This window comes from Streptomyces sp. NPDC030165 (assembly GCF_055573595.1).
Genome location: NZ_JBVIBD010000040.1, coordinates 1 through 20,504, shown reverse-complemented (window position 1 = coordinate 20,504; position 20,504 = coordinate 1). Strand labels below are relative to the sequence as shown.

Below are 20,504 nucleotides of genomic sequence, written 5' to 3'. Positions count from 1 at the left end.
GTGATGGTACCCTGGCCGCAGAGGGAGAGAACCAGCTGAGTTACGGGGTTGAGGGCCGGACCGGGGTCTCCCGCTCCGCCCCCCCCACCGGACCCGCCGACCCCGGCGGGCGGGCCGGTCAGCGGGACGGCGGCCAGGGCCAGGGCGAGGGCGGCGGTGGCCGCGGTGCGCGTGCGGTGCATCCTTCGGTCCTCCTCGGTGCCACGAGGTGCGCGGAACAGCCGTGGTGCGTGCGCGACGAGCGACAGCAGGTTTCACCCGGCGCGGGCGGAGGACAATGGACTTTTGCGCCGGGTGGATCCAGGATCCGCGAATCGATGCGCAATGAATACGCAAATCCGGGACTCGATGCGCACTCGCTACTGTCCGTGGCCGCCGTTCTCGCTCTCTTGCGGTCGTTCGGACCGGGGCGTCCGGGCGGCTCCGTACCGTCCAGAGCATGACGATACGGAGCTCGGGCAGCGCCCGTCGCGCGCGCAAGGTTCCAACGGCGTCGATCCGGTACGAGGACCAGCAGGTACGTGAAGTCTCCGTACGGCAGCTGCGTGTGGCGGACTTCGATGAGTCGGTGCCGTGGCGGGATGTCCGGTCGGTACATGGGATGGCCCATTATTCGGGGAAATACGCGTCCGCGACGACGGGCGGGCACGTGGTCTATGAGAGCCGTCTGGATCTGGCCCGGTTGCTGCTGGCGGACTTTGATCCCGCGGTACAGGGAATCTTCGCCCAGCCCTGCCGGCTGGCGGCTCGGGTCGGTGACCGAGTGCGGCACCATGTTCCGGACTTTTTGCTGGTCATGCGCTCGGGAATGGTGCGGGTGGTCAACGTCAAACCGGCGGACCGGCTGCAGGAACCGATGATCGCGGAAGCCCTGGCATGGCCCGGCGAGTTGTTCCGCCAGCACGGCTGGGAGTACGAGATCTGGTCTGGAGCGGATCGGGTGCTGCTGGAGAACGTGCGGTTCCTGGCCGCCTACCGGCGCCCCGGATCGATGCCCGAGGCCGAGGTGGAACAAGCATGGCAGCAGGCCGTGGACGGTGAGGAACTGGCTCTGGCTGAGCGCCGGATGCCGAGGGCCCGGCTACCTGAGGTGGCGAGGCCGGCGCTGATGGCGTTGTTGTGGTCTGGGCGGCTGAGGACGGATCTGTCGCGTCCCTTGTCGGGTGCATCGGTGCTGCGGAGGTGCGCGTGACTACCTGGACGACGTCTCTGCGGCCGGGGCTTCCGCCCAGTTTCGACGGTGAGCAGTTCACGGTCGCCGAAATCGAGGGCCGCCGGGTTCTTCTTCAGCCTGCTGCTGCGATGGTCGGAGTGCAGAAGTGGCGGCAGGTCGACGTCTCGGTGCTGCTGGCGCATCCATCGACAAAGTTCCTGGTTCCGGTGCCGCCGGAGGAGGAGCCGACGGCTGCGGCTGTGCTGAGCAGTCTCGATGACGACAGCGCTGACGCGCTGACGCGAAGGTTTCGCTACATACAGGAGGTTCTGACCGGGTACCAGCTCGGCAGTGAGGTACTCGCCCTACCGGGCGAGCCGCGGTCTGATTACACGCCTGGCACGCCATGGATGCATCGTTACAAGGCCAAGGCCGCCGAACTCGGGGTCGATCCGGCCACGGTGCGCCGATGGGTCGCCCGCGTGAAGAAGTCCGGGCCGGCCGGGCTGGCCCCTGAACGGCCCACGCGGAATGCGCTGGACCGGGCGGATCCGCGCTGGGTGGAGACGGCCCGGTCAGTGCTGAATGAGCCGGCCGCTTGCCAGACACCGCGACCTCAGCCTCGGCTGGCGCGCTCAAAGACAGGGTCCGTATGGAATTCCCCTTCGACACCACCCGGGCCGTCATCGACCTGGTGCTGTCGGGCGCACTGGCCGAGTTCCCCGGAATCCGGTGGATCGTGCCCCACGCCGGAGCGACGCTGGGCGTGCTCGCGGACCGGGTGGACGCCCTGGCCGCGGCCATGCTCCCGGGCACCCGGATCGATGTACTGGGCGCACTGCGCTCGTTGTACTACGACCTGTCAGGGCCTGCCCTGCCAAGGCAGTTGGAGGCGCTGCTGCGCATCGCCGATCCGCTGCGCCTGCTGTACGGGACCGACCTGCCGTTCTTTCCACGGGACCTGGTGTACCGGTGGCGCGAGGAGCTGGCCCGTACCGAGGTGCTGGACGAGCGGCAGCGGCGGGCAGCGGCCCGGGATACTGCCGCCTTCCTCTTCCCCGGGCTGGCCGCGGTCTGATCAGGCCGACGGGCCCGAAGCCCCGGACAGACCGCGCGGGCGGCGCCCCGGCACCCGGCCGGAGCGCCGCCCGCGGGCTGTTGTCTCAGGCGGACACCTTGCAACGGCCCCGGTCCGCTTCCCAAGGGACGGCGGGACGGTTCGCACGGTCGCACCGGCCGTCGCCGGCTGCGACCGCCACGCCCGCCCGCCCGCTCGTCCGCCCGCTCGGTACGGGCCAGGCCCAGCCAGATCGCCATGGCCTCGGCGTGGTGGCGGGCACCCAGCTTGGCCAACAGCCGGTTGATGTGGTTCTTGACGGTCTTCTCGCTGATGAACAGCGCCTGCGCGATCTCGGTATTGGTGAAACCGCGCGACAGGCCGTTCATGATGTCCCGTTCCCTGCCTAGAACCCTTCCAAAAACGTCATCGGTCGGCAGTGCCCGCAAGGAATGGCGCAGGGCCGGCCACAGCGTCGAAAACATTACCGCGTTCTTCGGTCCGGGCAACTGGGTGAGACGGAGATCACCCGTCTCGCCATCTCGGCGTAAATACGACGCCAACGGCCTGGTGGACATGGTTCGGCTTTATCCATCTTTTGCTTTTCCGTGGTGATTGCGTAGGCGCAAATCGGGCGAGGTGGCGGGTGGAGTACCCCGTTCCGTCCCTCGACGGGTGTTTTTCGACCGGTGAATGGTCGCCTGAGGCGACGTGATCCCACTGCGCTGCGCGGTTTGCCGTAACTTTTGAAAGTCATGGGCGAAATTCGACCGGAGGTGCGCGAAAAGCAGCGTGGACCGCATGGTGGCAATTCGGGCTCATGCCACGCACCAAACTACTTTCCTTGTACAGTAAGCCGGGGCAGGGCTTGCCATCCACATCAATCCTGATAACCGGAGGTTGTGCCAGATGAAATCTGTCGACCTGAACCTCCTCATCGCGCTGGACGCCCTGCTGGAGGAAGGCAGCGTCTCCGGCGCCGCCGAGCGCATGCGCACCTCCACCCCCACCATGAGCCGGACCCTGGCCCGCCTGCGACGGGCCTTCGGCGACCCGCTCCTGGTGCGCGCGGGCCGGCAGATGGTGCCGACGCCGCGCGCCCTCGCCATCCGTGAGCAGGTGCGTTCGCTGGTCGAGCAGGCCACGGGGATGTTCCTGGAGACCGGCGTGCCGGACCTGGGCTCGCTGAAGACCACGTTCACCGTGCAGGCCAACGACATGGTGGTCGGCGCGCTCGCCCAGCCCCTGCTGGGCGCCGTCCACCGGCAGGCGCCCAACGTCACGGTGCGGTTCGTGCCGGAGGACTCCGGTGACAGCACCCCCAAACTGCGGGAGGGCGGCACCGACCTGGTGATCAGCGTGGCCGACTCCGCCTCCGGAGAGGTCAACAGCGAACGGCTCGTCGTCGACCGGGTGCTGGCCCTGGTCCGCGCCGGGCACCCGCTGCTGCGCGGCGAGGTCACCCTGGAGCGGTTCGCCGGGGCCCAGCACATCAGCGTCTCCCGGCGCGGCCGGCTCACCGGGCCCATCGACGACCACCTCGCCGAGCGCGGGCTGCACCGGCAGGTGGTCACGGTCGTACCGAGCTGGGTGGCCTCCTGGCACATGCTGGCGCAGACCGACCTGGTGGGGCTGGCCACCGAGAAGCTGAGCCGCCAGGCCGTCCGTCTCCTCGACCTGCGCACCCTACGGATTCCGCTGCGGCTCCCGCCCATCGTCATCGCGCAGTCCTGGCACGCCCGACACCAGGCCGACCCCACGCACAGCTGGTTCCGGCACTGCGTCCGCGGTGTCTTCGAGAGCCTGCACGCCGACAGCGGCAGCGGCCTCGACGAGCCCACTCCCGCCTGAGCCGGTCCGCACCAGCCCATTGCCCCCGAAGGCAACGCTGCCTTATCGGAATTGCATTTTGTGATGCCTGGTGCCGCGGATACCGTGGGATCGATACTGATGAAATGGCGACTCCGCCGTAGGGCCTGAGAATGAAACCCCCGGGCGGCAGCCGCATTCCGGATATCCGGAATTCCCGCGCGTGTTTTATATACAGATAGGCGGCTGGTGCTGGTCATGCAGCGCAACGATTACGACGTCCTCATCGCCGGCGGCGGCCCGGTCGGGCTGATGCTCGCCTGTGAGCTGCGGATGTACGGGGTGTCCACGCTGGTCGTGGAGCGCCTCGCGCCCGGGGCCAACGAGCCGAGGACCCTGACGATCCACGCCCGGACCCTCGAAATCATGGACCGCCGCGATCTGCTCACTGATTTCCTGGCGGCCGAAAAGGACACGGAAAATCTGGACGAGTACCGCCGCCGTCTGGCGAACACTTCGGCGCGCGGGCATTTCGCCGGAATGTTCGTACTGGGCCGCGGCACCGTCACCGCCGAACAGCCCCAGGAACTGGCGCTGACCCGCGAAGCCGCCGAGGCCGTGCTGACCCGCCGTGCGACCGGGACCGGGGCCGTCGTCCGGCACGGCGCCGAGGTCGCGGGGCTCGACCAGGACGCCGACGGGGTGGCCGTCACGGTGCGGGACGAGCAGGGCAGCAGCGTGATCCGGGCGGGCTACGTGGTCGGCTGCGACGGTGGACGCAGCACCGTACGCAAGCTCGCCGGCATCGGCTTCCCGGGCACCGAACCGCAGTTGGTCAACTGGATGGGACTGGGCACGATCACCGACGTGGGCCGCCTTCCCATGGGCTGGCAGCGGCGCGAGCGCGGCTGGTTCATGCGGATGCCCGACGGCCGCATCTCCACCACCGAGTGGGACCGGCCGGTGCCCGACACGCCGGCCACCGCCCAGGAACTGGTCGAGTCCGTCCACCGGGTCACCGGCGAACGCATCGAGTTCACCGACGTCCGCTTCGTCTCCCGGTTCACCGACAGCACCCGGCTGGCCGCGCAGTACCGGGCCGGGCGCGTCCTGCTCGCCGGAGACGCCGCGCACGTGCACTTCCCCGCGGGCGGCCAGGGAGCCAACCTGGGCCTCCAGGACGCCGTGAACCTGGGCTGGAAGCTCGCCGCCGCGTGCCAGGGCCGCCCCGAACCGCTGGACACCTACGAAGCCGAGCGCCGCCCGGTCGCCGAACGGGTCCTGCAGAACACCCGCGCCCAGGTCGCCCTGATGCGCCCGGGGCCTCAGGTCGACGCGCTGCGCGAGCTGTTCACCGTCCTCATGGGCTTCGACGAGGTCAACAACTACCTGACCGACGCGATCTACGGCACCGACATCCACTACGGCGGCAGTGCCGATCCGCGCGTCGGTACCTTCGTCGCCGACCGGCAGCTCAAGACCGACGCCGGAACGGTACGCCTGGCGGAACTGCTGCGCGGCGGAGGCCCGTTGCTGCTGGACCTCACCGGCACCTCCGACGCCGTACGCGCCGCGGAGCCCTGGAGCGACCGCATACGGGCCGTCACCGCCCTGGACACCGACGCGGAGGCCGCCGTGCTGCTCATCCGCCCCGACGGCTGTCTCGCCTGGGCCGGTGACGCGCCCGTCAGCGACGCGGGCCTGCGCACCGCCCTGACCGAATGGTGCGGCCCCGCCCGCACCTGACCGCCCGTCGGCGACGACGCGGTCCCGGCCCGGCCCGCGCGGCCCTGGCCGGGCCCCCACACCGCCGCCCCCCGCCCGCTCCACGGAGGAGGACCCGTGCCCCTAGCACTGGCCGCACTCACCCTGGCCGCCTTCGGAATCGGCACCACCGAGTTCGTCGTGATGGGCCTGCTGCCGATCGTCGCGCACGACCTGGACGTCTCCATCCCCGACGCCGGATACCTGGTCTCGGCGTACGCCCTCGGGGTCGTCATCGGCGCCCCGCTGCTCACCCTGGCCGCCCGGCGGCTGCCCGCCAAGACCACGCTGCTGTCGCTGATGGCCCTGTTCACCATCGGCAACATCGCCACCACGCTGGCCCCCAGCGAACCGGTCATGCTGGTGACGCGGTTCGTGGCGGGCCTGCCGCACGGGGCCTTCTTCGGGGTGGGCGCCGTGGTCGCCGCGGGCATGGTCACCGCCGACCACACCGCCAAGGCGGTGTCGATGATGTTCCTCGGCCTCGCGCTGGCCAACATCGCCGGCGTACCGCTCGGCACCTATCTCGGCACCACGCTGGGCTGGCGCTCCGCGTTCGTGGTCGTCGCCGCCATCGGCGTGCTCAGCGTGATCGCCATCGCGCTCATGATTCCCCGGCAGCCGAAGGCCGCCCCCACCTCGGTCCGCGACGAACTCGCCGCGTTCCGCCGAGGCGACGTCTGGCTGGCGCTGGGCACCGTCACCGTCGGCTTCGCCAGCATCTTCACTGTCTACAGCTACGTCGCCCCCCTGCTGACCGAGGCCAGCGGCTTCACCCCCACCTCCGTCAGCTACCTCCTGGTCCTGCTCGGTGTGGGCATGACGGTGGGCAACGTCATCGGCGGCCGCGCCGCCGACCGCGCTCTGGTCCCCAGCCTCTACACGGCCCTGGCGGTCCTGGCCGTCGTCCTGGTGCTGTTCGCACTCGCCGCTCCGCTGAAGATCACCGCGGCCGTCGGGCTCTTCGCGTCCGGCGTCGCCGGATTCAGCCTCGGCCCGATCATGCAGACCTACATCATGAGCAAGGCGCCCGACAGTGCCTCACTGGTCTCCGCGTCCGTCCAGTCCGCGTTCAACATCGCCAACTCCCTCGGCGCCTACCTCGGCGGCCTCGTCATCTCGGCCGGCTTCGGCTACACCGCGCCGGTCTGGCTCGGCGCCCTGCTCGCCGTGGTCGGCCTCGTCCTGGCCGTCGTCGTCACCGCGGCCACCCGGCGCGGACAGGGCCCCGGGACCCTGCCGGTTCCCCAGCCGCAGCTGAACAATCAGAACTGACCGAACGGAGGCAAACAATGACAGAAGCGCCATCCATGTCAGCGGGGTCAGCAGGGTCAGAATCCTCGGCGGCGACCGACGGCCTGATGCTCCACCCGGGCGACGGCGACCGCATCACGATCGGCGGACTCCGGATCGAGGTGAAGGTCTCCGCCAAGGACGCCCGGCTGAACTCGGCGTTCGAGGCCGTCGTCCCCCGGGCTTCGACGTCGGGGCCCACCGCCACGACCACGGCGAGGAACTCTTCTACGTCTGGAAGGCGAGCTCGACCTGCTCGCGTTCGAACCGGACAGCACCACCGACAACAACTGGCGCGCATGGCGCTCCCGCGACGGCCGCTCCGTACTGCGGGCAGGCCCCGGCAGCATGATCTTCGTACCGCCCGGCTGCCCGCACGCCTTCGCCAACCCGACCGACACCGAAGCCAGAATGCTGTTCCTGTCCTTCCCGGCCTGCCACGAGGACTACCTCCGCGAACTGTCCGCCCTCGTCAACAACCAGTCCGGCCCCGAAGCGATGGTCGAGTCGATGGGCACGCTGTTCCTACCTGAGAGACCGGTTGAGGAGCACCGACAGTATCCCGGGGAACGGCGGCGGGACTTGAGCCCACGCACGGAGGTAATGCGAACGGATCGGCGGGAATGCCCGTGTACACCCGCCACCACCGGAGGAGTGGGGACGACGTGGAAGTATTGGTAACTGCGGCTAACAGAAGCTGAGGAATATCACTGGCCTGGTCCACCGTCGTCCGGTGGCGGTTGCCCTGGAAACCTTGGTGTTGGACGCCCCCGCTCGCTCAGCCACTTGTAGTAGCGCGCGCGAATCATGGATTCAGCGATGGTCCAGTTGTCAGCCCGCTCGCATGCTCCGGTCTCAATTTCGCGGTTGGTGGAGTTGGTGAAAATGATGACTTCCTTGTTGGCTTGCTGAAGGCGCTTGATGTTGCCAGGGCCGTTCTCGATGTAGAGGTCGGCCCCCACGTCACCTTTCTCCTCCATGAAGAAAAGGCCGTAGTAGGGGGCATCGTGGTAGTCGAGCCACCTCACCGTTTGAATGACGGCGGGCTCATGGCCGTGTGACACCGGGAGCCGGTGGGTGATCACCCTGATCCGTACCAGCTCTCGACTGAGTCGCCTCAGGGCCTGTGGGGCGCCGGCGATGGTGGGCATCTGCCGGAAGAGATCCCGCTGAGTGAGTGCAAAACGGTGTAGGCGGTTGTAGTCGCCCTCCTGAAGCCCCCACGCGGCAAGGCCCCACGCGACCTCCTTGGGCAACGTGGACTTCTTCACTCCGAGCCACTCGGCTGCGACCTTCCGCATGTATTTGTAGAAGTCAGCCACGACCCCATCAAGGTCGACACCCACGACGAAGCCGCTCGGTTTCCGGCTGGTCATTGCCGTCACCCGGCTTGTGAGGTGTCCCTTAATTTTCCCCTAGTGAGCGCTGATTGTCCTGGCAGGGAGCTGACCGCCTAGCGTTGGTGTTTGCCGGGGATCTCGGCGGCATATCGGGCCCAGTGGCCTCAGGGCCGGGGCCAGGCGGTGGCGTGATGGCGCCTGCCAGGCGTCCGGCCTGGGCACCGGGGCTACTCCTACGACTCGTCGTCCGCTTCCCATCCGGCGTCGCGGTCGCCGTCGAGCAGGCAGTGCCGTCACCGGCTGTAGCCGACCTCAAAGTGCCCGGAACCGTCGATTGCTCGCTGCCCACCGACACGGTCGCTGCTCACTGCCCCCGGATTCCGGTGATTCCGCAGGAGCCAGTGCTCACGAGGTTGCGGATCCTAAAGCTGATATAGAATCCGCGACTTCGTTGGCAATGAAGCCGTCTCGTTGACAACGGATTGGCAAATCCGCGATCCCGTTGACAATGACTACGTTCGGTAGCGCTCTCTGTTGTAGCTCTCCCGATCTTCTGCGCTGCCCGCCCGGACGGTTCGTGGTGTGGCAGTACGCAGCGTGGGCAGCGCGCCCGGGTTCAAGCTCTCTCCTTTCGTGTGGGTCGCGTTGGCCGGGCGGATGAGGCTCCGGACAATGGCCTGGCTACTGCACCTGGTGTGTTGTGTCGGTGTTCCACAGGTGGTCGATGCAGGTGATGCCCGGTGCTCCGGTAGCTGTCGGGCGCGGCGCTTGTGTGACGGTGATGGAGGAGAGGTCGAGTCCGGGTGAGCGGTAGCGGCCGGTCATCTGCTGCGGATACCACGACAGCGCGGTGGCGGGGTAGGCCAGGGCGGTGTTCAGGTAGTCGATCAGAACCGCGAGTGCCTGCTGTCGCGCGAGGACGTGGATGCGGCGCACCGCCTCTGCGATGGCGCGGTCGGCGAGTTCGGCGACGCATTGGGCGGCCTGGTGGATGGTGATCCCGTACTCGCGCGCGAAGGCGGGGATCGTGTTGCCGCCCGTGGCGGAGTCCGGGCGCAGTTCGCCGTCGCGGTACAGCTCGGTGTATCCGGAGTAGAGGTCGTTGTGCATCGCCGTGGTGAGCGCGCTCAGTTCCCACACCGCGGCGGCTTCGCGTGAGCGCGCGTCTTCCTCGGTCAGCTCGGGGAAGGCGATGGCGGTGTAGGCCGCGACGACCGGCATTCCGGCGGTGACCAACCGGTGCCGCAAGGCTTCGTCCAGGGTCGGCGGACGGCCCTGTGCGGCGTGCCGGCTCTCGGCCCCGAACCACTCCAGGAAGCGCGTGATGTAGCACTCGTACTTGCCTGGAGAGGTGGCGGCCCGCAGGGGACGGTTGGCGGCCAGGAACGCCTTCGCGAGCGGGCTGGTGAGTAATTCGTCGATCCCGGGGTCCGCGATCAGTTCGATGACCCGGGCCGGGGTGAGATCGAGCAATCCTCCTGTCATTCCCTGCAGGAACTCGGAGGCGTGCTCGTCGCCCGTCTGGGGGTTGTCTGCGAAGAACGCCAGCACGTAGGCGGGGGCGATGGCGATGAGCCTTGCGATGTCGCCGGTGGGGTGGCAGGTACTGAATACCTCCCCCAGCCTGAGATCCCGGTACACCCGCCGGTATTCCTCCACCTCGAACAACCCGACCCACCGCAACCACGCCTCCACGCCGCGCACCACCTGGTCGGCGTGGGCGTGCGGCCGGACAGGGACGGGCATGTACAGCGCGGGGATCGTGTACGGCAGGTCGCCGTTGTCCGTTGTCGCCACGTCCGTCATCGCCCCTCCAGGACCGGAAAGGAAATCGGGTGATCACTGATGTGCCTGCCTCGCTGGCGTGCCCAGCACCGGGGACCACCCCCGAATTCGTCCGCCAGTCCCGGGTTCTGTCAGCTCTCACGGTGGATGACCATGCGTGCGAGAGTGGCGAGCTTGGCCGCCGGCTCCGGCGCGACGGTGGCCGCGCTCAGGTGGTCGAGCGCCGCGGAAATGTGCTCTTCCGCCTGTGCCTCGGCCCAGGAGCGGCCCCCTGCGGCTTCCACCAGCTCCGAGGCGCGCTTCGCGTCGGCGGCGGTGAGTTCCGGCTTGTGGAAGATCGTGCGGAGTTCTCGCCCTGCCGTTGAGTCCTCTCGCAGGGCGGCCGTTATCGGCAGCGACGCATTGTGGGCCAATAGGTCTGATGTACCGGGCTTACCCGTGCGTTCCGGGTCGCCCCAGATGCCGAGGATGTCGTCGACCAGTTGGAAGGCCATGCCCAGGTGGTGTCCGAAGCTGCTGAGCCGTTCCACCGGCTCGGCCGGGCCGCGTGCTGCGATCGCCCCCAGAGCGCAGGCGCAGCTGATCAGCGCGGCCGTCTTCGCCGTGGCCGCGTCCTGCGCTTCGGCCACAAGCACCTCGGGGCGGCCTTCCATGCCGATATCGAGTAATTCCCCGTGGATGAGAGCCTGTACGGCCTCGCACAGACGCGCCAGTCCTGTGGTGCCCAGCGGCGGCGCCGAGCGGACGAGCACCTGTACCGAGAGGAAGAACAGCGCATCCCCGGCGAGGACCGCTGCGGGAGCCCCGAAGACGGCCCATGTCGCTGGGCGGTGGCGCCGGGTGTCGTCCTGGTCGATGACGTCGTCCTGCAGCAGTGAGGCGGCATGGACCAGTTCCACGGCGATCGCGGCGGGCAGTGCCTGCTGGCTCGTCCCGCCGACGGCTTCCGCTGCCAGGCAGGCGAGCGCCGGCCGCACCAGCTTGCCCGATGGAAAAGCCGCCGCGGCACCCAGCGGGGCACACCATCCGAAGTGATAACCGACGACGGGGCGGCTTGAGGGGGGCAGGCTCTCCACGGCCGTCTTCAGCTCGGGAATCACCAGATGGGCAATAGTGCTCAGTATCCCGGCGGCCTCGTCCCGTCGCACCGTCGCAGCAGTGTTCCGCACGGTCTTGTCGTGATCCGTCATCGCCCGTCTCCGCTCCGAGGGGCTTGGTCCCGATCCGGCCGGTCAGGAGCACCGCCCCGTCGAAGGGGGCTTCGACGACGCGACGTCCGGGCACTGCGAACGACGCGACCCTCGGCGGTCAACGCCCGCGTGGCAACCGGAAATCGGGCCGGATCTGCGACCACAACGACACCGTGCGCCACGCGGCGGAAAGTGACTGTCCTCCGGCGCGAGCCGAAGCACGAGCCTCACCGAGACAGGGCATCCCTGACACGTGACCGACACGCTTGTATCACGAACGCAGAGTAACCACGCGATACCCGGACTAGCCGTTATGAAAGCTAACTCCCAACTGCGGCTTGGCCATGGCCACACCCCACCAAACCGCCCAGTCACGTGGAAAGAAAAGATGCTCCGCCCATGGGTTTGGAGCGATGAGATCGACATGTACGTAGCCCGTGATCGCCGGTTAGCCAAACCGGCAATCACGACCATAGATACCTCACTCACTGTCACCGACCTGACGAAGGACCATCCGCCGATTGCTCACCATCCACCGACACCATCGCTGCTCACCGAGCCCGGATTCCTGCGTTTCCGCAGCAACCACTGCGTACCAAGTGGCGGACCCTACAGCTGATGTAGGTTCCGCAGTTATGTGAGCACTTCCGCGTGATCATGAGCACCGTTCGAGCAATTCCGCGTGATCACGAGCAGCGGTAACGTTCAGTAGTGGTCAGTTATCAACTTTTGGCACTCCTCCGGTATAGGGGGTGCGCACCTAGCCGGGGCCCGCCTGGCGAGGGCGGGCCCCGGCGGTGGGTCAGGCGGCCTTGACCGGCTTGGGCAGCCGGAACATCAGCGCCCACATCACCGCAAGAGCGGCGACGATGTACCAGACACTGCCCGCGAACGCCTCGGTCACCGTGGTGCCGTGGCTGCCCGCGGGGGCGTGGTTGAAGAACACCACGGAGGCCGTCGCGATACCGAGTGCGGTACCGAGCTGCATGGCAGTGTTGAACAGTCCCGCCGCAGATCCTGCGTCCTCGTGGCCGACCTGGCCGAGGGTCAGACCGGCAAGACCCGCGCCGACCAGGCCGAACCCGGCGCCGACGAGGATCATCGGGGCGACGGCGGCCACGAACGGCGTCTCGGTTTGCTGGGCGGATACCAGCAGCTGATAGCCCGCCAGCGTGAGAGCGATCAGTACGGCTCCGGCCTGCGGCACGCGCCGCATGTGGCGTCCCGCCCACTTGGAGGCCAGCATGGCGCCGGCCATGCCGCCGATGGAGATGGCGACGGAGGCCGGGGCGAACTGCCCGGGCGTGAATCCGAGGCCGGACTGCATGAACAGTACCCACGTCAGCAGGAAGACACCGGAGATTAGACCGAAGACCAGCTGCGCGGTGAGCCCGCCGGCGAACGCCTTGCTCTTGAAGAGAGACAGCGCCACCAGCGCGGACCCGTCCTTGGCGGTCTTGGCGCGCTGCTGGGCCGCGAACACGGCCAGCACGGCCACGCCTGCGGCGATCATGAGGAAGCTCCAGAGGGGCCAGTGCTTCTCGCCGCCCACGGTGAGCGGGTAGGCGATCAGCAGGAGACCCGCGGAGGAGAGCAGCATGCCCAGCGGGTCCAGGCGCCTGGCCTGCTGGTCACGGGACTCCGGGATGAACTTCAGGGCGAAGAGCACGGTGGCCACGCCGATCGGCAGGTTGATCAGAAAGATCGTCCGCCATCCCAGACCGGCGATGTCGGCGGCGGTCAGGACGGCGCCCAGGACGGGCCCGAGGACGCCGCCGAGCGACATGATCATGCCGTACATGCCGAACGCCTTGGCCTGGGATTCGCCCTGGAAAGTGACCGCGATGGTGGCCATGACCTGCGGCACCATGACCGCCGCTCCGGCGCCCTGGAGGGCGCGGGCGGCGACCAGGAAGTCCGGGCCGGTCGCGATCCCGCACAGCAGCGAGGCCAGCGTGAACAGCACGGTGCCGGCGATGAAGACCCGCTTGCGCCCGAAGAGGTCACCCAGGCGCCCGCCGGTGATTAGGGCGAGGGCGAAGGTGAGGGTGTAGGCGGCGGGGATCCACTGCACGGCGGCGCTGGAGGCACCGGTGTCCGCCTGGATGGACGGCAGTGCGGTGTGGACGATGGAACCGTCGAGCGCGTTCATCAGCTCGGCGATAAGGATCACAACAAGTGTGATCGTGGCAGCACGGGCAGCCCCGGTGGGGCGTGGGTGGCCGGTGGTATGGGTGTCGGTTGACACGGTGAAGATTCCTGTTCGCGTACAGAAGGGAAAAGGGGCGGGGGCAGCCTGGGCATACCCCCGCACGCCGTCCGGCGCGACAGGGGAAAGCAGGTGCAACGAACCCAGGCCATCACGGAGCACCGCCGTCGAGGCAGCATGCGTCAGCAGTCCGCCATCGCGGACAACCGGAAGAGCGCCTCAAAACGAGCGGCTGCTTACTTGGCCTGGGGGATACGTCATCACCTCGGAGCACAGCGTCGGACCCCAGAACGGGCACCGACGGAAATACAACGGAACCACACCAGCCTAAAACGGCTTCGGGCCTCCATGCAACGGAATAAGTTCCGCTTGTGCTGAGGCGACGCAGCATCTCGCCGCAGCGAGTACGTTATTCGCTCACCCCTCCCCCGATCCCGAGGCGCGCCTTGCCGTGGAAGCGCAACTGAAGCACCTGACCAGGTGAGGGTCGGCGCCCGTGGATATCAATCCTCGGTTGCGGGTCGCAGACGACTCAGCAAGCGCTCACTGTGGTGTCCGTAGTTCGGGTCATTGAGGGCTGCCGAGATGAAGTCAGTGTGCACAAGACGGCGTTTCAGGCGTACTTCGAGGCAGCCGATGCAAAGGATGCTGTCTTCGGCGGCACCAGCGCATTCCCACACACCGTCGAGTACGGTGTACCACTCGTCAGGGCCGCCAACGGGAGCCGTCGGCAATCCGCAGTCGTCACAAGGGAATTCGCTCCTTGGCGGAGGGCGACGGGCCCCAGGCACCGCAGCGCGGATACGGCTGAAGAGCCTGGGCGCCAATCTCTCCCGCACGCTTACGAGGAGACGCGACGGTCCACCTTGCCCGCCTTGATGCAAGCAGTGCACACGTTCATGCGCAGGGGCGTTCCGTCCTTGACGGCCCGGACCGACTGAATGTTTGGGTTGAAACGGCGGCTTGACCGTCCCCGGACGTGCCGGCTCTGGGCGCGGGACCCGGAGCGGGCCACGCGCTTGCCGAAGCTGGGCTGCTTGCTGCACACATCACACCGGCTGGACACAATGTCTCCTTCTCGTTCAGATCATGGACGGCAACGGCTTATTCGAAGGCCGACCGGGTTCAGATTCTTCCAAGGTCACGACGGCCGCCGAACAGGTTCCGGACCGACATTTTTGGCTGCTGCCGCGCTGACCAGCGGATATAGAGGCTTTAGGGGCTGTCGTAGGGGTGCCATGAAGGTGAAACGCATGGTTTCTCGTGCAGATTGCACTCGGGGGGCGCGGTGGCGGAGGAGAGTACGGTCAGATCCAGCCGCGGGCGGAGGCGGTACGTATCGCCTCGATGCGGTTGCGTGCCCCGACTTTGCGGTTGATGGCGGCCAGGTTGTTGCGGACCGTTCCGGGTGAGAGATGCAGGATCTCGGCGATCTCTGGGGGCGTGTGGCCGTGCGCGGCCAGGCGCAGCAGGTCGGTGTCGCGTTCGCTGAGCGGGTTGTCGGGGGTGTGCAGAGCGTCAGTGACGAGCCGCGGGTCCAGGGCGCGGTCACCGCGTGCGACCTTGCGGACGGAGTCGGCCAGTTCGTTGACCGATACGCCTTTGCTCATGAACCCTTCGACCCCCACCCCCAGAGCAGTTCGCAGGGCGCTGGCGCGTTCCAGGGTCGTCAGGATGACGATGCGGCAGGCGGGCAGGGCGGCTTTGAGCTGTGCCGCGGCCGAGAGCCCGTCCAGGCCGGGGAGGTGGGCGTCGAGCAGCGCCACCGTGGGGCGGGTGCGCAGGGCGTTCGGCACGATCTCGTCGCCTCGGGGTACCTGCGCAACCACCTGCATGCCGGGTTCGGACGCAAGGACGACAGACAGCGCTTCGCGCGTCAGTCGCAGGCCATCGGCGATCAACAGTCGGATCATGGGGGGCGGTTGTTCCTCGTTGACGGGCTCATCGGCGGGTGAGAGCAGCGGTCGGGACCGGTGGTCGTAGACCCTGCCGTCCGGGCGGCTGCCCTGCGGCCGGGGCCCGGACGTTGCCGTCCGGGCCCCGGAGGGCTGGTTCTAGTGCGGGGCGTGGCGCTTGGGCAGCCAGAGCATGAGGGCCCACATCGCCAGCAAGGCGGCGATGACGTACCAGAGGGTTCCGGTGAACGCGGCGGTGACGGTGGTGCCGTGGCTGCCGGCCGGGGAGTGGGCGAAGAACACCACGGCGGTCAATGCCGTGCCCAGCGCGATGCCGAGCTGGGTCGAGGTGTTGAACAGCCCGGAGGCGGCCCCGGCGTGGTCGTGGTCGACCTGGCGCAGTGTCATGTCGGCCAAGGCTGCTCCGATCATGCCGAGGCCGAGGCCGACCGGCAGCATGGGCACAACCGTCAACACCGGGGAAAGGCCGGTGTTCTGCTCTGTGATCAGCCACGTGTATCCGACCAGGGTGGCCGCGGCCAGCAGGGCTCCTGCCTGGGGGGCGCGCCTGCCGTGCCGGACGGCCAGACTCATCGCCAGCCAGGCGCCGGCCATCTCGCCCACCGAGGCCGCCACAAAGCCTGTCGCCGCCTGCCGGGGGGAGAGCCCGAGTCCGTCCTGCATGAACAGGGTCCACGCCAGGAAAAACACACCGGACAGCAGCCCGAAGACGAGCTGCGCGGACAGACCCGCGGTGAATGCCCTGCTCTTGAACAGCGCCAGGACAACGAGCGGGTCGCGGCCTCGTGCGGTCCTGGCCCGCTGCTGGACCAGGAAGACCGCAAGGGTCAGCAATCCCCCGGCCATCATGAAAAAGCTCCAGGCGGGCCAGTGCTGTGCACCGCCCACGGTGAGCGGGCAGGTGATCAGGAGCAGGCCCAGGCTGGCCAAGGTCATGCCCGTAAGGTCCAGGCGCCGGGCTGTGAGGTCGCGGGATTCGGGCAGGTACCGCAGACCGAGAAGCACGGTCGCCAGTCCGATGGGCACATTGATCAGGAAGATCGGGCGCCATCCGAGGCCGAAGAGATCGGCGCTGGTGAGCACCCCGCCCAGGACCGGTCCGGCGACGCTGCCCAGCGACATGATGGTGCCGTACAGGCTGAACGCCTTGGCACGGGAGCCTTCGTCGAAGCTGACGTGCAAGGTGGCCAGGACCTGAGGAACCATGACCGCCGCGGCGCCACCCTGGACGACGCGGGCAGCGATCAGCAGAGCGGGCGAACCGGCCAGACCACAGAGCAGCGACGCTGCGGTGAAGACGCCGGTACCCAGGAGAAAGAGCCGCTTGCGGCCATAGAGAACGCCGAGCCGGCCGCCGGTGATCAGCCCGAGGGCGAAGGTCAGCGCGTAGGCGGCGTGGATCCACTGCACCGCGGCGCCCGAGGCGCCGGTGTCGTGCTGAATGGAGGGCAGGGCCGTATAGACGACGGAGCCGTCGAGGGCATTCATCAGCTCCGCGACCAGGACGACAACCAGCATGACGGTGCGACCACTGCCGGGACGGGTGCCCGTGGGGGCGGAGCGGGAGGGAAGAGCTTTGGTGTCAGCAGACACAACGCAGTTCCTGTTCTGGCGGGCAGAAAGGGGAAAATGGGCAGGCCAGGCATGCCCATCCCGCTCACTGCGCGACAGGAAAATTCGGGTACGGCAACGCCCAGGCCGAAGGGCAGACCGCTACTGAGAGACGACCGCGCGCTGCTGCACAGAGCAGGGGGTCAAGCCTCACGGCCAGCGGTTCTCAAGCCTGGGAGATAGGTCATCACCTCGTGACATTTACGAACGGAGCGGACAGCTCCGCGAGCGACCCCAGGCTACGTCCCTGATTGCAAGGCCAGCAATCGAATTTCGCCTCCCCAGGCCCCCGCCCCGGGGCGCATCACAGGCCCCTGCAGCGCGAAAGAGACTCGCACCTGGAGGCTCCCACCAGGGAATTCTTCGTATGCGCAGCGGATCGCCGGTGCCATGTACGGCCCCGGACCACGCTAGGGATACGGGCCGCCACCTGGATGCAACCGTGCTGGCTGCACGCCCGCGCCGTGCAGCCAGCACGAACACCGCGTATCGCTTGACAACCGCCGCTGGGCCACTGCGTGCCCCGCAGCCCAGACAGGGCTTGCTCGCGCCTCTTATTTGCGGGGGAAGACCGGCAGGGAAGGCTACGGCTTGCCGTAGATGATCGGACCAAGCCACGGCTTCAAGAAGCTCTCGCCTCCCGGGAGGAGAGCGCCGACTGCGCTGTCGCCGTATTTTCCGACAGCCCCGCCGAGCCCGAGGGGCAGTTTGACGGCTTTGTCGGTTAGCTCGCCGGTCAGTCTGCCGAGTCCGCCGGTCGCTCCGTTGGGGAGGTCGGCGCCGCCGCACTGGTTGAGCGTGCCGCCGGTGGGGAGGCCGGCCCAGTTGCTGTCTGCTGCGCCTGTGCTGTGCGTCGTGGTGCCGTCGGCACGAGACCCGGAGTGCTTGTTGGCGCACGTGGTACCGAACGCGGGAGACAGGACATCGCCGATACCTCCGGCGGAGGACGGTGTCGCTGTGGCCAAGCCAGTTCCCAAGGCGGCGGCAGCCAGTCCCAGACCCGTAACAGCCCGACGTATGCTCATACTGAGCCAACGACGGCCCTGAGAAGCAGGTCGCGGTCTTCTCCTCCGGCCGTGCGGGCAGCCTACGAGAGTTAGATGATCACGTCACGGGTGACCGACGGGGTGTGCCTACGGCAGCCGCCCCGGCGAGGTGGGGCCGGCCGGTGCTGGGAGGGGCAGGCGGCTTGGGGAGCCTCGTCCGGCCGTGGGCGGGCTGCGTTGGGATGGACGGACTGGCGTGCGAGGCGCCGGGCCATCAGCCTGAATCGCTGCAAAATTGATCATCGCCTCGGAGCTTTCGGGTAGCCGCTCATGGGCCCTGACCAGACGCCGGGCGTGCAACATCCACCCCGGCCAGGCCGGCCTGGCGAAGCTTGCCGAACAGGTCAGCGCCGAACTCCTGCTTGGCATGGCGGTAGAGCCCCGAGGTTCCCCCGCCAAACGATCGCAACATAGCCGACGATCACCGGTTTGGGTAACCGGTGATCGTAGGGACGATTGAAGCTCACCCCGTCCCGTCCCCGAGCTTCCACGAAGAACATGAACACCCTTCTTGCGCCCCGAAACCAAGGGCCGCTACCGACAGTGACTGGCAGTCAGAATCCAGCGGGCGATTCTGCTCATGGTCACCGACTACACACGCTGCTCATCAGGCGCGGAATTCGATGTTTCCGCAGGAGCCAGTGCTCACGGAAGCGCGGAACCTACAGTGGAGGGACGTTACGGAGGCGGCGCCCTCCCGGACGGTCTGGAGGCGGCGCTCTTCCGGGACGGATCGAACGGCGGCGCCTCAGCGGTTCTTCGCGATGATGAAGATGATGCTCATGAAGGCCAGCAGCACGTGGGTGGCCACGACGTAGATGAAGACGCGTACGTAGACGCCGCGCGGCGGCTTGTTCTCGACGTACTTGCGCGCGGGCGCCGCGGCGGCGGGGGCGGCCTGGGGGGTGGGGTCGTCGGACATGGCAGAAGTTCCTTCCTCGGTCACAGGCCGCGGCGCGGTGCGGTGTCGCCGAGGCACAGCTCGGCCGCGCCGCTCTGCAGCAGCGTGTGGACGAACAGCAGCTCCGTGCCGCCGCGGGTGGCGGCGGCGATGCGGTGCGGGGTCAGCGAGTCGAAGTGGGCGGCGTCGCCGGGGTCGAGTACGTGGGCCGTCTCGCCGAGCGTGAGCCGCAGCCGTCCTTTGAGGACGTACAGCCACTCCTCGCCCGGGTGCACCCGTACCAGGTCGCCCTGCGCGCGCTGCGGCACGTGCACCCGTAGGGCCTGCATGGCCCGCCCGGCGCCGCCCAGGGTCCAGTACGTCCAGCCGCCCGCCTCGGAGGGCTCGGCGCGGCCGGCCCGGACGATCGGGTCCCGCTCCGGCGCCGTCTCGCCCAGCAGATCGGATACCGTTGTCCCGTACATACGTGCCAGAGCGAGCAGCATCGGCAGCGACGGCTGGCGCTGGTTGGTCTCCAGCCGCGACAGGTGCGCGGGCGACAGCCCCACCCGCCGGGCGGCCGTCTCCAGTGTCAGGCCGGTACGGCGCCGCAGCTCGCGCAGCCGGGGCGCGACGGAGGGCAGGTCCTCGGGCAGCTCGCCCGGGGCGGGCTCGGCGGCGGTGTCGCTCATGTAGCCGGTATAGCCAGGTTTCGCCTCTCGGGCAAAAGTTTTGCCCGAGAGGCAAAGAGACATTTCGCCGCAATGGCAACCGTTCAGCCGAGTGTCACCCTGTGAACTCGCGGGAAACATCCGCCCCTTGATATTGACAGGTACCTGTCTACGCGCGTCATGCTGTGTCCATGAAGATCCCCCCACGCATCACCCGGTTCGGCGCCGTCGGCGCCCTCGCCTCGGCCCTGCTCCTCGGCGGGCCCGCCCTCGCCGCCACGCCCACCACGACGTCCGCCGCCCCCGTGGCGCACACGGCCACCGTCCGCCCGGCCGCGCACATCAACGCCGTCGGCGACATCTGCTACTCGAAGCTGCCCTCGCAGGCCCACGACACCCTGGACCTGATCGCCAAGGGCGGCCCCTTCCCGTACCCGAAGGACGGCACGGTCTTCAGCAACCGGGAGGGCATCCTCCCCAAGCAGCAGAGCGGCTACTACCACGAGTACACCGTGAAGACACCGGGCTCCCCGGACCGCGGAGCCCGGCGCATCGTGACCGGTGAGAAGAAGGACGAGGACTACTACACCGCCGACCACTACAAGTCGTTCGACCTGGTCGACCGGAGCTGCTGAAACGCTCATCCGGCCGGAGCGGGGGGGGGGGGGGGGGGGCCCCCCCCCCCCCCCCCCCTTTTTTTCCCCCCCCCCCCCCCCCCCACACCCCCCCACCCAAAACCAGCAGGAGGGGGGGAGGGGGTCGGGCGGTCCCCGCGCCCAA

The 20,504-nt window shown here is 68.2% G+C and carries 16 protein-coding genes and 2 pseudogenes; 7 read left to right on the top strand and 11 right to left on the bottom strand.

Features of this window, described 5'->3' with window-relative positions; all coding sequences use genetic code 11:
- Positions 1 to 182, bottom strand: a pseudogene (locus tag ACZ4Z1_RS39890) (hypothetical protein); the annotation flags it as partial.
- Positions 183 to 439: 257 nt separating this feature from the next.
- On the opposite strand from ACZ4Z1_RS39890, the gene ACZ4Z1_RS39885 reads away from it, so the two are divergent.
- Together ACZ4Z1_RS39885 and ACZ4Z1_RS39880 are read left to right on the top strand one after the other, a co-directional pair.
- Entirely contained in the window at positions 440 to 1,192 is a 753-nt protein-coding gene (locus tag ACZ4Z1_RS39885) for a TnsA-like heteromeric transposase endonuclease subunit (RefSeq protein WP_468491601.1), read from the top strand.
- A gap of 613 nt (positions 1,193 to 1,805) precedes the next feature.
- The gene (locus tag ACZ4Z1_RS39880; protein ID WP_468491624.1) at positions 1,806 to 2,231 is read left to right on the top strand and encodes an amidohydrolase family protein; all 426 of its coding nucleotides are present in this window, start codon (positions 1,806 to 1,808) and stop codon (positions 2,229 to 2,231) included.
- Between the two features lie 296 nt (positions 2,232 to 2,527).
- Here the strand turns inward: ACZ4Z1_RS39880 and ACZ4Z1_RS39875 are convergent.
- Positions 2,528 to 2,599: pseudogene (locus tag ACZ4Z1_RS39875) on the bottom strand (LuxR C-terminal-related transcriptional regulator); the annotation flags it as partial.
- A 520-nt stretch (positions 2,600 to 3,119) separates the two neighbouring features.
- On the opposite strand from ACZ4Z1_RS39875, the gene ACZ4Z1_RS39870 reads away from it, so the two are divergent.
- The 4 genes from ACZ4Z1_RS39870 to ACZ4Z1_RS39855 all read left to right on the top strand — a co-directional run bounded on the left by ACZ4Z1_RS39870 (position 3,120) and on the right by ACZ4Z1_RS39855 (position 7,757).
- Complete coding sequence (locus tag ACZ4Z1_RS39870; RefSeq protein WP_468491600.1) at positions 3,120 to 4,061, top strand: LysR family transcriptional regulator; 942 nt, start codon at positions 3,120 to 3,122, stop codon at positions 4,059 to 4,061.
- A gap of 216 nt (positions 4,062 to 4,277) precedes the next feature.
- On the top strand, positions 4,278 to 5,765 hold the full coding sequence (locus ACZ4Z1_RS39865; protein ID WP_468491599.1) for an FAD-dependent monooxygenase: 1,488 nt from the start codon (positions 4,278 to 4,280) through the stop codon (positions 5,763 to 5,765).
- 96 nt (positions 5,766 to 5,861) lie between these two features.
- Positions 5,862 to 7,058 (top strand): MFS transporter, encoded by a 1,197-nt coding sequence (locus tag ACZ4Z1_RS39860; RefSeq protein WP_468491598.1) that lies wholly within the window; start codon positions 5,862 to 5,864, stop codon positions 7,056 to 7,058.
- Between the two features lie 366 nt (positions 7,059 to 7,424).
- Positions 7,425 to 7,757: a cupin domain-containing protein gene (locus ACZ4Z1_RS39855; protein WP_468491597.1), complete on the top strand. Its 333-nt coding sequence runs from the start codon at positions 7,425 to 7,427 to the stop codon at positions 7,755 to 7,757.
- A 26-nt stretch (positions 7,758 to 7,783) separates the two neighbouring features.
- On the opposite strand, the gene ACZ4Z1_RS39850 is transcribed toward ACZ4Z1_RS39855, so the two are convergent.
- The 9 genes from ACZ4Z1_RS39850 to ACZ4Z1_RS39810 all read right to left on the bottom strand — a co-directional run bounded on the left by ACZ4Z1_RS39850 (position 7,784) and on the right by ACZ4Z1_RS39810 (position 19,745).
- Complete coding sequence (locus ACZ4Z1_RS39850) at positions 7,784 to 8,452, bottom strand: 5' nucleotidase, NT5C type (protein WP_468491596.1); 669 nt, start codon at positions 8,450 to 8,452, stop codon at positions 7,784 to 7,786.
- A 645-nt stretch (positions 8,453 to 9,097) separates the two neighbouring features.
- Complete coding sequence (locus ACZ4Z1_RS39845; RefSeq protein WP_468491595.1) at positions 9,098 to 10,222, bottom strand: terpene synthase family protein; 1,125 nt, start codon at positions 10,220 to 10,222, stop codon at positions 9,098 to 9,100.
- Positions 10,223 to 10,332: 110 nt separating this feature from the next.
- Complete coding sequence (locus ACZ4Z1_RS39840) at positions 10,333 to 11,391, bottom strand: polyprenyl synthetase family protein (protein WP_468491594.1); 1,059 nt, start codon at positions 11,389 to 11,391, stop codon at positions 10,333 to 10,335.
- A gap of 802 nt (positions 11,392 to 12,193) precedes the next feature.
- Positions 12,194 to 13,564, bottom strand: a complete 1,371-nt coding sequence (locus ACZ4Z1_RS39835) for an MFS transporter (RefSeq protein ID WP_468491593.1) — start codon at positions 13,562 to 13,564, stop codon at positions 12,194 to 12,196.
- 877 nt (positions 13,565 to 14,441) lie between these two features.
- A complete protein-coding gene (rpmB, locus tag ACZ4Z1_RS39830) occupies positions 14,442 to 14,666 on the bottom strand; it encodes a 50S ribosomal protein L28 (RefSeq protein ID WP_468491592.1) in 225 nt (74 codons plus the stop codon).
- A gap of 241 nt (positions 14,667 to 14,907) precedes the next feature.
- Positions 14,908 to 15,513 (bottom strand): response regulator transcription factor, encoded by a 606-nt coding sequence (locus ACZ4Z1_RS39825; protein WP_468491591.1) that lies wholly within the window; start codon positions 15,511 to 15,513, stop codon positions 14,908 to 14,910.
- Between the two features lie 141 nt (positions 15,514 to 15,654).
- The gene (locus ACZ4Z1_RS39820; protein WP_468491590.1) at positions 15,655 to 17,109 is read right to left on the bottom strand and encodes an MFS transporter; all 1,455 of its coding nucleotides are present in this window, start codon (positions 17,107 to 17,109) and stop codon (positions 15,655 to 15,657) included.
- Between the two features lie 1,812 nt (positions 17,110 to 18,921).
- The gene (locus ACZ4Z1_RS39815) at positions 18,922 to 19,095 is read right to left on the bottom strand and encodes a DUF6126 family protein (RefSeq protein WP_468491589.1); all 174 of its coding nucleotides are present in this window, start codon (positions 19,093 to 19,095) and stop codon (positions 18,922 to 18,924) included.
- Between the two features lie 20 nt (positions 19,096 to 19,115).
- The gene (locus tag ACZ4Z1_RS39810) at positions 19,116 to 19,745 is read right to left on the bottom strand and encodes a helix-turn-helix domain-containing protein (protein WP_468491588.1); all 630 of its coding nucleotides are present in this window, start codon (positions 19,743 to 19,745) and stop codon (positions 19,116 to 19,118) included.
- A 170-nt stretch (positions 19,746 to 19,915) separates the two neighbouring features.
- Here ACZ4Z1_RS39810 and ACZ4Z1_RS39805 point away from each other — a divergent pair, with 170 nt between their 5' ends.
- A complete protein-coding gene (locus ACZ4Z1_RS39805; RefSeq protein ID WP_468491587.1) occupies positions 19,916 to 20,359 on the top strand; it encodes a ribonuclease in 444 nt (147 codons plus the stop codon).
- Positions 20,360 to 20,504 lie beyond the last annotated feature (145 nt).

Coding starts and splice junctions, on each gene's coding strand:
- ACZ4Z1_RS39885 (WP_468491601.1), top strand. CDS start 440: ATGACGATACGGAGCTCGGGCAGCGCCCGTCGCGCGCGCAAGGTTCCA.
- ACZ4Z1_RS39880 (WP_468491624.1), top strand. CDS start 1,806: ATGGAATTCCCCTTCGACACCACCCGGGCCGTCATCGACCTGGTGCTG.
- ACZ4Z1_RS39870 (WP_468491600.1), top strand. CDS start 3,120: ATGAAATCTGTCGACCTGAACCTCCTCATCGCGCTGGACGCCCTGCTG.
- ACZ4Z1_RS39865 (WP_468491599.1), top strand. CDS start 4,278: ATGCAGCGCAACGATTACGACGTCCTCATCGCCGGCGGCGGCCCGGTC.
- ACZ4Z1_RS39855 (WP_468491597.1), top strand. CDS start 7,425: ATGATCTTCGTACCGCCCGGCTGCCCGCACGCCTTCGCCAACCCGACC.
- ACZ4Z1_RS39850 (WP_468491596.1), bottom strand. CDS start 8,452: ATGACCAGCCGGAAACCGAGCGGCTTCGTCGTGGGTGTCGACCTTGAT.
- ACZ4Z1_RS39845 (WP_468491595.1), bottom strand. CDS start 10,222: ATGACGGACGTGGCGACAACGGACAACGGCGACCTGCCGTACACGATC.
- ACZ4Z1_RS39840 (WP_468491594.1), bottom strand. CDS start 11,391: ATGACGGATCACGACAAGACCGTGCGGAACACTGCTGCGACGGTGCGA.
- ACZ4Z1_RS39825 (WP_468491591.1), bottom strand. CDS start 15,513: ATGATCCGACTGTTGATCGCCGATGGCCTGCGACTGACGCGCGAAGCG.
- ACZ4Z1_RS39815 (WP_468491589.1), bottom strand. CDS start 19,095: ATGTCCGACGACCCCACCCCCCAGGCCGCCCCCGCCGCCGCGGCGCCC.
- ACZ4Z1_RS39810 (WP_468491588.1), bottom strand. CDS start 19,745: ATGAGCGACACCGCCGCCGAGCCCGCCCCGGGCGAGCTGCCCGAGGAC.
- ACZ4Z1_RS39805 (WP_468491587.1), top strand. CDS start 19,916: ATGAAGATCCCCCCACGCATCACCCGGTTCGGCGCCGTCGGCGCCCTC.